This is a genomic window from Pseudomonas sp. T1.Ur, from assembly GCF_023516725.1.
Taxonomy (GTDB): domain Bacteria; phylum Pseudomonadota; class Gammaproteobacteria; order Pseudomonadales; family Pseudomonadaceae; genus Aquipseudomonas; species Aquipseudomonas alvandae.
The window spans coordinates 4,082,362-4,096,859 of record NZ_JAMGSN010000001.1 but is presented as its reverse complement, the minus strand read 5'-3'; the positions used below and the strand labels follow the sequence as shown (position 1 = coordinate 4,096,859).

The 14,498-nt window shown below is 59.9% G+C and carries 16 protein-coding genes; 6 read left to right on the top strand and 10 right to left on the bottom strand.

Going from position 1 to position 14,498, the window contains the following annotated elements:
* Nucleotides 1-48: 48 nt before the first annotated feature.
* Complete coding sequence (locus M8Q45_RS18265; RefSeq protein ID WP_249875853.1) at nt 49-186, bottom strand: hypothetical protein; 138 nt, start codon at nt 184-186, stop codon at nt 49-51.
* Nucleotides 187-1,123: 937 nt separating this feature from the next.
* Between M8Q45_RS18265 and M8Q45_RS18260 the strand changes: the two genes are divergently transcribed.
* Nucleotides 1,124-2,542, top strand: a complete 1,419-nt coding sequence (locus M8Q45_RS18260) for an amino acid permease (protein WP_249875852.1) — start codon at nt 1,124-1,126, stop codon at nt 2,540-2,542.
* A 232-nt stretch (nt 2,543-2,774) separates the two neighbouring features.
* Nucleotides 2,775-3,188, top strand: a complete 414-nt coding sequence (gene arfB, locus M8Q45_RS18255) for an alternative ribosome rescue aminoacyl-tRNA hydrolase ArfB (RefSeq protein ID WP_249875851.1) — start codon at nt 2,775-2,777, stop codon at nt 3,186-3,188.
* On the opposite strand, the gene M8Q45_RS18250 is transcribed toward arfB, so the two are convergent.
* The 3 genes from M8Q45_RS18250 to M8Q45_RS18240 form a co-directional block, all read right to left on the bottom strand.
* Complete coding sequence (locus tag M8Q45_RS18250) at nt 3,185-4,384, bottom strand: MFS transporter (RefSeq protein WP_249875850.1); 1,200 nt, start codon at nt 4,382-4,384, stop codon at nt 3,185-3,187. The two genes, arfB and M8Q45_RS18250, sit on opposite strands and share 4 nt — an antisense overlap.
* Before the next feature lie 83 nt (nt 4,385-4,467).
* Nucleotides 4,468-4,680, bottom strand: a complete 213-nt coding sequence (locus M8Q45_RS18245; RefSeq protein ID WP_249875849.1) for a hypothetical protein — start codon at nt 4,678-4,680, stop codon at nt 4,468-4,470.
* Nucleotides 4,681-4,897: 217 nt separating this feature from the next.
* On the bottom strand, nt 4,898-5,041 hold the full coding sequence (locus tag M8Q45_RS18240) for a hypothetical protein (RefSeq protein ID WP_249875848.1): 144 nt from the start codon (nt 5,039-5,041) through the stop codon (nt 4,898-4,900).
* 286 nt (nt 5,042-5,327) lie between these two features.
* On the opposite strand from M8Q45_RS18240, the gene M8Q45_RS18235 reads away from it, so the two are divergent.
* Entirely contained in the window at nt 5,328-6,953 is a 1,626-nt protein-coding gene (locus M8Q45_RS18235) for a methyl-accepting chemotaxis protein (protein ID WP_249875847.1), read from the top strand.
* A gap of 260 nt (nt 6,954-7,213) precedes the next feature.
* Here the strand turns inward: M8Q45_RS18235 and M8Q45_RS18230 are convergent, their stop codons facing one another.
* From M8Q45_RS18230 to M8Q45_RS18220, 3 genes are all read right to left on the bottom strand, one after another.
* On the bottom strand, nt 7,214-8,236 hold the full coding sequence (locus M8Q45_RS18230; RefSeq protein WP_249875846.1) for a transporter: 1,023 nt from the start codon (nt 8,234-8,236) through the stop codon (nt 7,214-7,216).
* 172 nt (nt 8,237-8,408) lie between these two features.
* Nucleotides 8,409-8,714, bottom strand: a complete 306-nt coding sequence (locus M8Q45_RS18225; protein ID WP_030142484.1) for a PepSY domain-containing protein — start codon at nt 8,712-8,714, stop codon at nt 8,409-8,411.
* Between the two features lie 121 nt (nt 8,715-8,835).
* Entirely contained in the window at nt 8,836-9,963 is a 1,128-nt protein-coding gene (locus M8Q45_RS18220; protein ID WP_249875845.1) for a glycerophosphodiester phosphodiesterase, read from the bottom strand.
* Nucleotides 9,964-10,203: 240 nt separating this feature from the next.
* Here M8Q45_RS18220 and M8Q45_RS18215 point away from each other — a divergent pair, with 240 nt between their 5' ends.
* A complete protein-coding gene (locus tag M8Q45_RS18215; protein WP_249875844.1) occupies nt 10,204-10,530 on the top strand; it encodes a DUF2025 family protein in 327 nt (108 codons plus the stop codon).
* Nucleotides 10,531-10,672: 142 nt separating this feature from the next.
* Here the strand turns inward: M8Q45_RS18215 and M8Q45_RS18210 are convergent, their stop codons facing one another.
* Nucleotides 10,673-10,981, bottom strand: coding sequence for an antibiotic biosynthesis monooxygenase family protein (locus M8Q45_RS18210; RefSeq protein WP_249875843.1), 309 nt, complete (start codon nt 10,979-10,981; stop codon nt 10,673-10,675).
* Complete coding sequence (locus M8Q45_RS18205; protein WP_249875842.1) at nt 10,978-11,688, bottom strand: CTP synthase C-terminal region-related (seleno)protein; 711 nt, start codon at nt 11,686-11,688, stop codon at nt 10,978-10,980. The genes M8Q45_RS18210 and M8Q45_RS18205 overlap by 4 nt, the downstream gene beginning before the upstream one ends.
* A gap of 13 nt (nt 11,689-11,701) precedes the next feature.
* Here M8Q45_RS18205 and M8Q45_RS18200 point away from each other — a divergent pair, with 13 nt between their 5' ends.
* Nucleotides 11,702-12,649 (top strand): LysR family transcriptional regulator, encoded by a 948-nt coding sequence (locus tag M8Q45_RS18200; RefSeq protein ID WP_249877351.1) that lies wholly within the window; start codon nt 11,702-11,704, stop codon nt 12,647-12,649.
* A gap of 3 nt (nt 12,650-12,652) precedes the next feature.
* Here the strand turns inward: M8Q45_RS18200 and M8Q45_RS18195 are convergent, their stop codons facing one another.
* On the bottom strand, nt 12,653-13,261 hold the full coding sequence (locus tag M8Q45_RS18195; RefSeq protein WP_249875841.1) for a TetR/AcrR family transcriptional regulator: 609 nt from the start codon (nt 13,259-13,261) through the stop codon (nt 12,653-12,655).
* A 189-nt stretch (nt 13,262-13,450) separates the two neighbouring features.
* Between M8Q45_RS18195 and M8Q45_RS18190 the strand changes: the two genes are divergently transcribed.
* Nucleotides 13,451-14,491, top strand: a complete 1,041-nt coding sequence (locus tag M8Q45_RS18190; RefSeq protein WP_249875840.1) for an MBL fold metallo-hydrolase — start codon at nt 13,451-13,453, stop codon at nt 14,489-14,491.
* Nucleotides 14,492-14,498 lie beyond the last annotated feature (7 nt).

The window sequence follows — 14,498 nt, the reverse complement described above, 5'->3', positions numbered from 1 at the left end:
CAGCAGGATGCGGAGCCGACCGGCCGGATCAGCTCCGCCGGGTATCGCTTACAGAGGCCACATCGCCGTGCCGAACGGAACGACGGCGTCGGCTTGCATCATTTCAACGGCGGCTTCATGGGTCGGTGCCTCGAACCATTCGTCCAGTTGCAGTTCGGTTTCCAAGTCTTTGTCCAGTGCGTGCATAGTGAATCTCCTAGATGACTTTTGCGGAAAACGCGGGCCGATCCAGCGAGTCATACCCGGCAGAATCGGCACCGCCAAAACTCGCCGGCACGATGCCTGGGCAAGTGGCTGAAAACCTAGTCGAGGGTTTTTTGGAATGCAAAAAATTATTTTATTTTTTTTGTTTGAACTTTTTGTTCCATTTTTTCATGCGCAAATTAGCTGTTTAAAAACAGTCGTCTGGTTGGCTGTCTTAGTTAGGTAGCTACCTACCGTCAATTTGTGGTCAGGCTTTGAAAACACCCTTGATGGAAAGTCTGCTTTACGCGTTGTAAAGAATTGATTACGCAAAAAGCCGTTCATGCGGGTCGTAGAGGCGGGTTTTCCCGGTTGTAAGAAAAAGCTTCCGCATGGCCCCGGCGTGGACGGTTTGCGGAGCTCTGGCCCGCTTGTTTCAGCGCTTCTTCAAGGGTGAGATGCGCTCCATGCCTGTCGTGCAGGCGAATAACAAAAAGGAGGCGCAATGAACGCCGTAGCTCCGTTTCCCTTCTCCCGTGGTTGCGTTTTTCGCGCTCCACCTTTCAACGGCTCGCAAGAGCCCGGACCTGTTTTCGCAGCCGCCCGAGATGTTCGAGGCGGCCCCGTGCGATCCCGGCAATGACACGCTGATCCGGTGGTGTCTGGCAGCAGGGGGGCAGCGGTGTACAATGCGCCGCGTTTTACTGTGACCCTTCGCGTAGCCACGCACTTTCAAGGTTATCCGCCTTGTTCACTCCGCCACGCCACAAGCGTGTCGGGTTCGATTTCGTCACAGATAAAAACAAACAGGTGACGCATGACCGTTGTAAAAACGCTGAATTCCTGGTGCCTGCGCTGGGGTTTGATCGGCGCTGCTTGAGATCCGATTCGAGTGGCAACGTCTAACGAATATCATCAAACCTTGCGTGAGACCCTTTTCATGAGTGGACAAAACTCGCATTCAGGCGAGCTGAAGCGCGGCCTGAAAAATCGCCATATTCAACTGATCGCCCTTGGCGGCGCGATCGGCACCGGCCTGTTCCTCGGCTCGGCGGGGGTGCTGAAATCAGCCGGCCCGTCGATGATCCTCGGCTACGCCATCTGCGGCTTCATCGCCTTCATGATCATGCGCCAGCTAGGCGAAATGATCGTCGAAGAGCCGGTGGCCGGATCCTTCAGTCATTTTGCCCACAAGTACTGGGGCGGTTTCGCCGGATTCCTGTCGGGTTGGAACTGCTGGATCCTGTATATCCTGGTGGGCATGTCCGAGCTGACGGCGGTCGGCAAATACATCCACTACTGGGCGCCGGACATTCCGACCTGGGCCTCGGCAGCGGCGTTCTTCATCCTGATCAATGCGATCAACCTGGCCAACGTCAAAGTCTTCGGCGAGGCCGAGTTCTGGTTCGCGATCATCAAGGTCGTGGCGATCGTCGGCATGATCGCCCTGGGCAGCTACCTGCTGGTCAGCGGTCACGGCGGCCCGCAAGCGTCGGTCACCAACCTGTGGTCCCACGGTGGGTTCTTCCCCAACGGCGTGAGCGGCCTGGTGATGGCGATGGCGATCATCATGTTCTCCTTCGGTGGCCTGGAAATGCTCGGTTTCACCGCCGCTGAAGCCGACAAGCCGAAGACCGTGATCCCCAAGGCCATCAACCAGGTGATCTACCGGATCCTGATTTTCTACATCGGTGCCTTGGTGGTGTTGTTGTCCCTGACGCCTTGGGACAGCCTGTTGGCCACCCTTAACGCTTCCGGCGATGCCTACAGCGGCAGCCCGTTCGTGCAGGTGTTTTCGATGCTGGGCAGCAACACCGCTGCGCACATCCTCAACTTCGTGGTGCTGACCGCCGCGCTGTCGGTTTACAACAGCGGCACCTACTGCAACAGCCGCATGTTGCTGGGCATGGCCGAGCAGGGCGATGCGCCCAAGGCCCTGGCGAAAATCGACAAGCGCGGCGTGCCGGTGCGCTCGATCCTCGCCTCGGCGGCGGTCACGCTGGTGGCGGTGCTGCTCAATTACCTGATTCCCCAGCATGCGCTGGAGCTGCTGATGTCGTTGGTGGTCGCGACCCTGGTGATCAACTGGGCGATGATCAGCTACTCGCACTTCAAGTTCCGCCAGCACATGAACCAGTCTCGCCAGACGCCACTGTTCAAGGCGCTGTGGTACCCGTATGGCAACTATGTCTGCCTGGCGTTCGTGGTGTTCATCCTCGGCGTGATGTTGCTGATCCCCGGCATTCAGGTCTCGGTGTACGCGATTCCGGTGTGGGTGGTGTTCATGTGGGTGTGCTATGTAATCAAGAACAAGCGCGAGGCTCGGCATGAGCTCGCCGTGGCGGCTGCCGCCAAGTAAGCATCGCTGAAAGAAGACAAACCCGGCCGAGTGCCGGGTTTGTCGTTTCAGGCCAGCTACAAATCCCTGTTGGAAACCCCTGTGGGAGCGAGCTTGCTCGCGAAAGCGGTGGATCAGCAGCATTGATGTTGACTGACACACCGCTATCGCGAGCAAGCTCGCTCCCACAAGGGGTTAAGTGTTGTCTTGGGAATTCGCGGTATCCTGTGGGCCCTGACACCGGACACTTTCCATGCTGGTCATTTCCAACACCGTGCACATCCCGGACGCCGAGATCGAGCTGACGGCCATTCGAGCCCAGGGCGCCGGTGGACAGAACGTCAACAAGGTTTCCAGCGCTGTGCACTTGCGCTTCGATATTCCTGCGTCGTCGCTGCCCGAGTTCTACAAGGAACGGTTGCTGGCGCTGCGCGACAGTCGCATCACCGGCGACGGTGTGTTGATCATCAAGGCCCAGCAATACCGCACGCAGGAACAGAATCGGGCCGATGCGCTGGAGCGCCTGGTCGAACTGATCGTCAGCGCCACCAAGGTCGAAAAGAAACGCCGCCCGACCAAACCGACCCTGGGCTCGAAAAAACGTCGCCTCGAATCGAAGACCAAGCGCGGCTCGATCAAGGCCGGGCGCGGCAAGGTGGATTTTTAGAGTTTCTCCCGCGCCTCACGGTAGCGAGGCGCCTGACGGTACAGGTAGACGCTCAATGCCAACCCTCCCAGGGCCGCCAGCGCAGCGAACAAAAAGATCGAGGCAAAGCCGAAGCCGGCAGCTATCGCCCCGGCCAGTGGGCCGGTGACGCCCAGCGACAAATCGATGAATAATGAATAAGCCCCCACCGCCGCCCCACGGCTGGAGGCTGGCACCAGGTTGACCGCTTCCACGCCCAACGCCGGGAACACCAGCGAGAAACCGAAACCACTCAACGCCGCACCCGCCAGTGCCCACTGTGCATCGGGCGCCAGCCATAACAGCAGCAAGCCCAGGGTTTCCACCGACAGGCACGCAATCGCGACCCTGAACCCTCCGAGACGGTTGATCAGGTTGCCGAACAGCAGGCGCGCACCGATGAAACAGGCGCCGAACAGGCTCAGGCAGAGCACGGCGTTGTCCCAGTGCTGCGTGGCGTAGTAAAGGGTGATGAAGGTCGCGATCGTGCCAAACCCGATGGAACCCAAGGCCAAGCCGCAGCCGTGGGGCAATACGCGCCCCAGCACATGCATGAACGGCAGGCGCTCGCCGACGACGATGGGCGCGGCGGTTTTCGGCCAAGCCAATGCCAGCCCGAGCACGGCCAGCAGGATGATGCTGACGCCCATGCTCCACAGCCCGAGGGATTTCACCAGCCACACCCCCAACGGCGCGCCGATCGCCAGCGCGCCGTAACTGGCGATGCCGTTCCACGAGATGACCTTGGCGGTATTCGCCGCGCCGACCCGGCCGATGCCCCAACCGATCGAGCCCGAGCCCACCAGGCTTTCGGCGCTGCCCAGCACCAGGCGACCGATCAACAGGCTGGTCAGGCTCACGGACGGCAGCTCAGCGGTCCACGCGGAAACCAGCATGAATACGCCGCTCAAACCACACCCGGCCAGGCCGAACATGACCGCGCGCTTGCTGCCGAGGTTGTCGATGATGCGTCCCGCATAAGGACGGCTGAGCAGGGTAGCCAAATATTGGACGCTGATGACCAGCCCGGCGATTACCGCGCCGAATCCCAGTTCGCCATGAACGAACCCGGGCAGCACGGCCAAGGGAATACCGATGTTCAGATAGCCGATAAAGGTAAACAGGACGATGGAAACGACTTGCAGCGTGACCGCCATGGGGCGCTGGAGATCTGGCATGGGGAAAAGGTCCACGGGGCAGCAGGATAGATAGGCTGCTTATGATAACGGTGACCGTGCGGGTGGCGCGCAGAAAAGTAAAACTATTTGCCGGACGGCGGTTCGGGTGTCGTCGTGCCAGCGACCAGGTGCGCAGTGACCAGCGCGGCAATGGCATTTTCTTCCGTGCCGAACCGAGTCAACAGGGCGGCTTGTTTCTCGGAAGAGAGGCGGGTCCAGATCTCGACCATTTTCTCGGCGGTGCCGATCAGCACGCTGGCCTGGGCCGGGCTGAAGGAGGAAGTGTCGTCGGTCATGGCGTGGGGCTCGGATTCAGGCGGTGTGGAAAGCGCATCTCAGGCTCTGTACGAAATGTGTTCGCGCGAAGGCCAGACACGGCGAAACGGGGCGAGGAAGCGCAGTGTACTGGAGTACATGAGCATTCCGGGCCCCATTTCAACGCAGTCTGGGCGAGTGCGGATACATTTCGTACAGAGCCTTGCGCTTTCCACACAGTCTGGTGCTGCGGGTGGATCAGTCTTCGTTGTCGGCCTGGCGGCGTTCAGTGGCTTGCTGTTGCTCGGGTTGCTGGGCGTCGGGTTGCCCTCCGGCTTGTCGCGGGGTCGTCTGCTCTGGTTCGTGCAGGCTTGGGAAGGGGAGATTAGGGATCTCGTGCATATCGCGCTCCTCGCAAAGTCTGTTGATCGATCGGGTAGATCCGCGCTTTTACAAAGCGTGGGCAGGATACCCCAGGAGAAATGACAAAAAGACTTTCAATCCGGGTGGGGCGACCGGTGGGCTTGTCTGGACAGGTCATGTCCAGCCAGCGAAAACACCATCGCTACCGGCGGTCGCCACGGCTCAAGAACGGGCGCCGCGGGCCGATGCCGAGTACATATCCTCCACATTCAGTCGCGAGAGTGGACCCTGGACATGGAGGTCCTTTTTCGAAGAGATCGACTCCATGTTTCTACAAAAATCCCTGAGAGCGCAGATTCTGGCCCTGCTGAGCGGCAGCCTGCTGGCGATGCTGCTGATCGCCCTGGCCTCCTTTCATTTCCTTTCCGATGGCATTCAGAATTATCGCAGCCTGATTGATGGCCCGTTGCGTGCGTCGCAATTGATCGACGAGGCCAATCTGCAATTCAAGGTACAAGTCCAGGAATGGAAAAACGTCTTGCTGCGCGGCAAGCAGCCGGCGGACCTGGAAAAATACTGGAAGCAGTTCGATGATCGCCAGCGCGATGTCCAGAACCTCCTGGGTGAGTTGATCAAGCACGAAGGTGTCCCGGCATCGATCAGGGCACGCATTGAACGCCTGCGGGGCGAGCACGCGCAATTGGGCGCCGCCTATCAAAAGGGCCGTGATGCGTTTGTCGCCTCTGGCGCAGACGCCGCGGCAGGGGATGCGGCGGTCAAGGGGGTTGACCGTGCCGCCAGCGAGCAGATGAGCGAATTGGTGGTGGAGCTGCATAAACTGGGCGATGAACAATCGGCGCTGATCAGTGCCGGTGCGGATCGCACGATCCTGTTGGGCACCGGGATCATGCTGGTTTCGGGATTGCTGGTCGGCTTGCTGAGTCTGTGGCTGGTCAACCGCAACCTGGTGCAGCCAATCCGTAGCCTGATCGAATACGTGACTCAACTGAGCCGCGGGCGTTTCGCCGAGCGCGTAACCAGCACGCGCCAGGATGAGTTGGGCGACCTGGCCCTGGCGGCGAATACGCTGCGTGATTTCCTCGCCGAAACCTTTACCCGTCTGCAACGCAGCGCCACGGAACTGGACAGCGCCAGTGGTGAACTCAACGCGATTGCGAGCCTGATGAGCCAAGGCACCAGCGAGCAATTCGAGCGCACCGATCAAGTCGCAACGGCGATGAACGAGATGTCCGCCACTGCCCAGGAAGTCGCCCGTCATGCCGCCGATGCGGCGCGGGCCGCTGATGATGCCGATCATTCCGCGCAGTTGGGTGAAAAGGTCATGCAAGGCACTATCCACACGATCACTCAAATGCGTGGCGAGATTGCCAACACGGCGACGGTGATCCGCCGCTTGGAAACCGACAGCGGACGCATCGGCAAGGTTCTGGAAGTGATTCGCGGGATCGCCGAGCAGACCAACCTGTTGGCCCTCAACGCCGCCATCGAAGCCGCGCGGGCCGGTGAGGCCGGGCGCGGTTTTGCCGTGGTGGCCGATGAAGTGCGCAGCCTGGCCCAGCGCACCGCGTCGTCCATTATCGAGATCAACCAGATCATCCAGACCGTTCAAACAGGCGCGGTGGACGCGGCCCAGGCCATCGAGAGCGGGCAGTCGCGCAGCGAAGAAAGTGTCGAGCAGGTGACTCAGGCCGGTGAGATGCTCGAACGTATCACCCAGGCTGTCGAAGCGATTCGCGACATGAATCGCCAGATTGCCACGGCGGCGGAGGAGCAGACCTCCGTGGCGGAGGATATCTCGCGCAACCTGACTGAAATCACCTGCATTGCCAGCACCAACCTGGACAATGTGCAGCGTACTGAAGCGGCCAGTCGGGATTTGCATGGATTGTCGGGACAGCTGAACGAAGTGACGGCGCGGTTGAGTGCCTGACGGCATTGATCGGTTTGGAACAGGGCTTGGTTAACACCCGTGGCGAGGGAGCTTGCTCCCCCTCGACGCTGTAGGAGCTGGCGAAGCCTGCGATCTTTTGATTTTGATCTTTCGCTTGAGATTCAATTGCCAGGGACAAGATCGCAGCCTCGCTTCGCTCGGCAGCTCCTACACAGCTCCTACACAGCTCCTACACAGCTCCTGCACAGCTGTAGAGCGGGAGCAAGCTCCCTCGCCACAAAGGCCCAAGTGAACCGGGTTCAATAATCGCGCCGCTTGCGAAACGCCCATCGGCCTGCAATCACGGTGAAGGTGGCGACCAGCGCCACCAGGATCCAGAAGCCCTCGGGATCACTGGCCAGCGGCACGCCGCCGACGTTCATGCCGAAGAAACCGGCAATGATGTTGATGGGCAACGCCAGCACCGTGACCACCGTCAGGGTGAACAATGTGCGGTTGCTTTGTTCGTTGAGGTTGGCGGCGATTTCTTCCTGCAGCAGCTTGATGCGCTCGCCCAAGGCCGTGAGGTCATTGATGATCAGGGCGAACTCCTCGGTGGATTTGCGCAGCTCCTTGACGTCCTCTTTCTGCAACCATTGCGGCGGGCGATTGAGCAGGCGCAGCAACGAACCCGGCTCCAGGGCCAGCAGGCGTTGCAAACGCACCAGCACCCGACGCTGGCTGCCCAGTTCGGCGCGGTTGGTGGACAGGCGCGAAGACAGCAACTGATCCTCTATCTGGTCGACGCTGAGGCTGGTCTTGCGCACGATCTGGGTCAGCACCTCGCCTTGGTCGCGCAGCAGATGCACGAGCAATTCCAAAGGCGACCGAAAGCATTCGCCGGCCTTGACCGATGAGCGAAGCTTGTCGACCGAGTGCAGCGGTTGCAGGCGTGCGCTGACAATCAGCCGACTGCTCACGCAAACCCACAACGTGGACACATCCGAGGACACCAGGTTGCTGAGGTTGAACACCACATCGTTGACCACGGCGAGCAAGGCCGAGTCCACGTGTTCGATGCGGGTCGAGCGCGAGCCCTCGTGCAAGGCTTCGAAGAATTCCTGGGGCAAGGCCAGCCGGCTTTTCATCCAGCGCTCGCACGCGGCGTGGGCCAAATTCAGGTGCAGCCAGAGGAATTCGTCGGGATCTTGCGGTTGTTGCAGGCTTTGCAGGGCCTGGGCCGAATCCATTTCTCGTCCGCGCTCGCCAGGCAGGAAGCGAAACCCGTAAAGCAGGCCGAACAGGTCCGGGTCGCGATGGCTTTGGTCGATGCTGTGGTTCATGAAGGCTCGCTGGCGGGAGTGCCTGTCGCGGCGATGACAGGTTCACTTGAGCGGCATCATTGCAGGGTTCTTTGAAGGTTTTGTGACGGTTGGGCGGCGGCGAAGGCTTGGTCAGCGTTCACGAAAAAAGCCGCGCAACTTTCAAGTTGCGCGGCTTCTTTTATTTCATGAATCAAGTGTCTTGTTTGTTCGACAAGACTTTGCCCGTGGTGGCGTCGAAATCAACGTCAAATTCCTTGCCATCGGCAGTTTTGAGTTCCACTTCATATTCGTAGCCGTTGAAGTGGTTATCCAGGTCGGTGTCGGTGATGGTGGCGCCCGGGTGCAACTTCAGGGCTTCGGCATTCATCGACTCGAGGGATTTGATCTTGCCGTCCTTGACCAATTGAGGAATCTGGTCGATTCGTACATCCGCCTGGGCCAGGCCAGCGGTGAGGGTCAGGGCGGCAGCAGTGAACAGGGCAGTCAAAGTTTTCATCTGTCTTTCCTTGGTGTCGTTAAAGGGTGATTCGTTTAAGTGGGGCCAGATTATCTCTGGCAACTTAATTCACCCTTAATTCGAAAAACTTGCAGCGACCGCACCGATCCGGCCCTGATTCTCAATAACCGTTCTTCTCCAATAGTTGCGCCACACTGCCGGTTTCGGGACGCTTGAAGTACTTGAGTAACTCACTGGAGCGGTTAGTGAAAATGCCATCTACGCCGGCATCCATCACTTTCTTGAAGTCCACCGGCTCATCCACGGTGTAGACATGTACCAGCAGGCCCTGCTCATGGGTGTACTGGTTCATCCACGGTTTCACCAGGTCCGAATAACTCTGGCTGCCACCATGGGTCAATGCCGCTGAAGGTCCGGTGCCGATGGCGCCGTGGGCCTTGGCGTACTGGATCCATTGCTCGAACTCGGCCTTGTCCTTGGGCTCCTGTTTGGCGTAGTAGGCGGCCTTGTCGGTTTCGCCGGACTCGGCGAATGTCACTTTTGATTTAGGCTCGATGTTGCCTTCACCCACCCACAGCAGAAGGATTTTCGGCACCTTGGGCATTTCCTGATGAAGCAGTTCCAAGCTGCTCTTCTCGAACGTTTGCAAGACCACTTTGCCTTTGCCCTGGCCCACGCCGGTGGCGCGTTTGGCCAGCTTGGACCCGGACGGACTCAGCCAGCCACGGTCCTGCAATTTGTCCTTGAGGTCGCGTTCGATGCCGGGAAACAGCTTGGGCTCCTTAGTCTCGATGTAGAGCCCTGGTTTCTGCTGGGGGTTGCCCTCGGCGATGTTGATCACCTCGTCCAGCGTCAGGATTTTCAGGCCCACAAAGGAAGGCCGAGCACGGTCCGGATAAGCCGCGTTGAACCAACTGCCGGCGTCCAGCGTCTTGAGTTCGGCCATGGTGAACGCGTTGGCGCTGCTGTCCTTGCGCTCGGGGAACTTGGTCGCGACATCTGTCGTGCGTAGCAGGCTGTCGTCATGCAAGACGAACAGGACGCCGTCCTTGCTGCGTTGCAGGTCGAGCTCCAGGTAATCCGCCCCCAGGTCCCGCGCCAATTTGTAGGCTGCGGCGGTGGATTCCGGGGCGTCGAACGATGCGCCGCGATGGGCGATGACCGCTGGATGGGGAATACCCTGCTGGGTTGCCAGGGCCTTCGGACTTGGCGTTTCGAGGGCGTGTGCCTGGCCGATGCCGAGCAACAGGCTGAGCATCAGGGCGCTACGGGTAAAGGTGACAGGCATGCTCGAGATCCTTTCGTGGTTTCTGTAGAACCTCTCTTTTAACAATTGAACGCTGCGGACGCTATCGCCATACCGACATTGACCTGCGTAAAGCAGATTTTCCCACGCACGTTCGAACCACTTTGAAGTAGCCTTGGCCGCACCAGTTTCCCCGGTAGAGGGAAACCTGAACAGCATTCGCTTGCCCTGCGTGTAAACCATCGATCAGACGTCCCTCGGGACGCATCCGTGAGGTTTACCATGCGCATCACTTCGACACTCATCTGCCAGGCCGCCGACCAGCTAAAAGGTTTTGTCGGCCTGAACCGCAAGACCGGCCGATACATCGTGCGTTTCAGCGAAGACGCGTTTGGCATGGACGTCGCCGACGACGGCATCATCCCCACCAGCGAATTTGCCTGGGCCCCGGCGGCAGGCGGCACCATGGTCCTCAAGCGCGAGCGAATCCAGTTGCTGTTGGACCAGAACGTCGACGACCGGATCAACCTCACCGAGCCGCTGCGTGTGTACATGGCCCGCCGCGATCTACCGGAAATTGTTGCGGTGCGGCAGTTGGTCGAAGGCTGAACCTCCGATCTTGAACCGAACAAAGAACCTGTGGGAGCGAGCCTGCTCGCGATGGCGGTACGTCAGTCACTGTGATGTTGGCTGATACACCGCTATCGCGAGCAAGCTCGCTCCCACAAGGGTTTGTGCCCTGGCATCAGGTTTAGCGTCGGAACGCATAATCCCGTTCAACCTTGCACACCCTCGTTTGGAACTGGGCATACCAGGTTGATCGGCCACGTTCGCGGATCGCGACGTGTTCGGGATGTTGCTTCCAGGCCAGGATGGCTGCCTCGTCACTCCAATAGGAAACAGTGATTCCCAGGCCGTCGTCGCCACGGGCCGATTCGACGCCCAGGAATCCGGGTTGCTCCCGGGCAAGGGCCAGCATGCGTTCGGCGGCTTCGGCATAGCCTTGGTCCCCCTCGGTACGCAGGGAGGTGAAAATTACCGCGTAATAAGGGGCGCTCATGGCGTTTTCCTCGCGCAGGCTTCGACAAACGCGCTGACCAGTGGCGGCACGCGGCCTTCCAGTGCGGCGCGTTCTGGCTGGAACAGCGTGGCGACGAAGAAAGGATGATCGCGCAGTTCCACGGCTCGCAGGTCGCCGGCCGAATCCCTTGCCACGGCGTGCAGGCGCTGGCTCAGCAGATCTTTTTCAAAGTCTGGATTAACCCCGAATCGGCAATGGTAGCCCTCGAACGCAGTCTGTCGACCATAAGCCATGGCAATCAACGAGCCCGCATCGAGCTGAAGGCTGTCGATGGTCTCGACCAAGGCACAGCTCAACGGCGTCAGCAGCGCCCGTTCAGCGTTGGGAGACGTTTCGCCATGGGCGGCGTCAGCCCAGCCCATCACGTTGCGGGCATATTCCAGCACGGCATGTTGAAAACCGCCGCAGGTACCGAGGAAAGGCCGACGTTGTTCGCGGGCAAACCGAATCGCTCGCAAGGCGCCATTTTCATCGCGGTAGGGGCTGCCGGGTACGCACCAGACACCGTCGAAGTCATTCAGCAACGTATCGTCGCCAAGGCCGCTGGTGGCCAGCCACTGGAAGCGAATGTCGTGGCCCGTTTGCCTGCCGGCCAGTTCAAGCGCGATGGGGATCGCTCGGTGAGCGGTGATTTGCGGGTCATAGTCGCCGACCAGGGCGATGTTGAGGGGATGCTGTTTTTCCATGGTGGCTCGCCGCTTGTTGATTCCTGGTTGCCACTATAGATTGGCGTTCACGCAATCAATATTGGCGTTTACCCAAGTGATCAATGCAGCCACGCACTATCGTCTGGACTATCCCGATCTGTCCCTGATCCTCGCGCTGGTCCGTGGCGGGTCTCTGGCACGGGCGGCTCGACTGTTGGCGGTGGATGTTTCCACGGTCTTTCGCTCGGTGCGTCGTTTGGAGGCCGCCCTCGGCCAACCCTTGTTCGATAAAAGCCGTTCGGGTTACTTGCCCACGAGCCTGGCCCAGGCGTTGGCCGAACAAGCCGAACGGGCAGAGCAAGCCTTGGAGGCGGCGCGGGTGGGCGTGGAGCAGGGCGGTGAGGTTATCAGCGGGACGGTGCGCCTGACCTGCAGTGACTCGGTCCTGCAAGCGTTGTTGTTACCGGCGCTTGCGCGTTTCATGCCGGCTTATCCGGCGTTGAGCCTTGAACTGAGCACTTCCAACGACTTTGCCAACCTGAGCCGCCGCGATGCCGACATTGCGTTGCGATTGACCCGTACACCGCCGGAGCATCTGGTCGGTCGAAACCTGGGCAGTGTGGCTTACCGGGTATGTGCCGGGGCCGAGTATCTGCGATCGATGAATACCCAAGCGCTGGCTTCCATGACGTGGATCGCGCCGGACGATTTCCTGCCCGATCACCCCACCGTGGCCTGGCGTCGCCAACATCTACCCGGCGTGGTGCCCACCTATCGTTGTAACAGCATGCTCTCGGTCACCGAGCTGGTGCGGGCCGGCCTGGGGGTTGCGGCGCTGCCGGACTTCCTGATCGACGCAAGCAAGGGCCTGATGCCTCTGGGCGAACCGCTGGAGGGTTACGACACGGCGCTGTGGCTGCTGACCCGTCCGGACTGCCGGGCCTTGCGCTCGGTGGTGACCTTGTTCGACGAGTTGGGGCGCAATCTGCGCTGGCGCTGATACTCAGGTTTCGTAGCGACTCAGGAACATATCGAGCGCCGACTCGATCACCCGGGTCTGCTCCTCCTGAGTCAGGCTCGGCTGGCCCATTGAAACCTGCGGCCAGAACGCGAACGTCTTGAGCAGCCCATGCATCTGTTGGGCGGCAAAAGCTGGCTCAACGGGCTTCAACCGACCATCGGCCTGGGCCTGGCGGATCCAGGCCGTCAGGCCTTCTTCGCGTTCACCCATGCGCGACACCATGTCCTGTGCTCGCTCCGGGGAGTGAATCGTCGCGGCGATGGCAATGCGTGCCAGGTCGAGGAAGTTCTCGTCCGCCAGCAGATGCAGTTTGGCTTGCAATAGCGTTTGCAGTTGCTCCCGTAGTGGCGCCTGGGAGCGGTAGGGCATGTCCTGTTCCGCGGTGATGCTGTTCCATAACCGATTCAGGATTTCGGCAAACAGTTCTTCCTTGCTCGGGAAATGGTTGTACACCGTGCGTTTGGATACGCCCGCAGTCGCCGCGATCCTGTCCATGCTGGTGACCTCGAAACCGCTGCTACGGAATTCAGCAATCGCGGCTTGGAGGATGGCTTCGCGTTTTCGCTCGGTGAGGCGTTGCGGTGCGGTCATGGGCATTCGTCGGTTGAAGGAGAGAATTTACACTCGGCAGTTTACTTGGCTGGAGGATTCATGCAATGTAGAAACTACACCGAGCGGTGTAGTTTTTCTGAATCAAGCGGCTGAGCGTGTACGTAGCGGCCATCCAGCGTCCACAACGGCAAAGCACACAGATGCCGACGCCCTTGGAGTTATCGCATCATGACCATTTCTTCTCCCGATAACCCTGCATCGCGACATGAACAGGGTAAGTATCGCAATCATGCCTTCACACCGCGCGAGGGCTTTGGCACCACACTGCGCATCATCTGGAACATGATCTTCCACAAGCCGCGCTCCACCCGTCCTGCGGGTACCATCGATGTAAAACCGCTGACCCGTGCCGCCCTGCTGGCCGCGCCGAACCACAGCGTCTTCCGCCTCGGCCATTCCACCGTGCTGCTCAAGCTGCGGGATAAATTCTGGCTCACAGACCCCGTGTTCTCCGAGCGCGCCTCACCTGTGCAATGGGCCGGCCCCAAGCGTTTTCACCAACCACCCATCAGCCTGGAAGAATTGCCGCCCATCGAAGCGGTGATCCTTTCCCATGACCATTACGATCACCTCGACCATCAGGCCATTCTCAAGCTGGCGACCAAGACCCGTCACTTCCTGACGCCCCTGGGCGTAGGCGACACCCTGATCAAATGGGGCGTCGACGCCAGCAAGGTGCGCCAGCTGGATTGGTGGCAGGACACCGAGGTTGACGGCATCGAATTCATAGCCACGCCCTCCCAGCATTTTTCCGGGCGCGGCCTGTTCGACAGCAACAGCACCCTGTGGGCCTCGTGGGTCATGATCGACGGCGATACGCGGATTTTCTTCAGCGGCGACACGGGTTATTTCGACGGTTTCAAACGCATCGGCGAACGATACGGCCCGTTCGATCTGACGCTGATGGAAACCGGCGCCTATAACGTCGATTGGCCTCATGTCCACATGCAGCCGGAGCAGACCTTACAGGCCCATGTCGACCTGAAGGGGCGCTGGCTACTGCCTATCCACAACGGCACGTTCGACCTGGCGATGCATGCCTGGTATGAACCCTTCGATCGCATCCTGGCCCTGGCCTGGGAACGAAACGTCTGCATCACCACGCCCCAAATGGGCGAAGCCTTCACACTGACGCAGCCACAATGTGGCCGCGCCTGGTGGCTGGACGTGGAATCCTCGGTGTATCAAGATCAGGCCGGTATCGCCTAGAACCTGT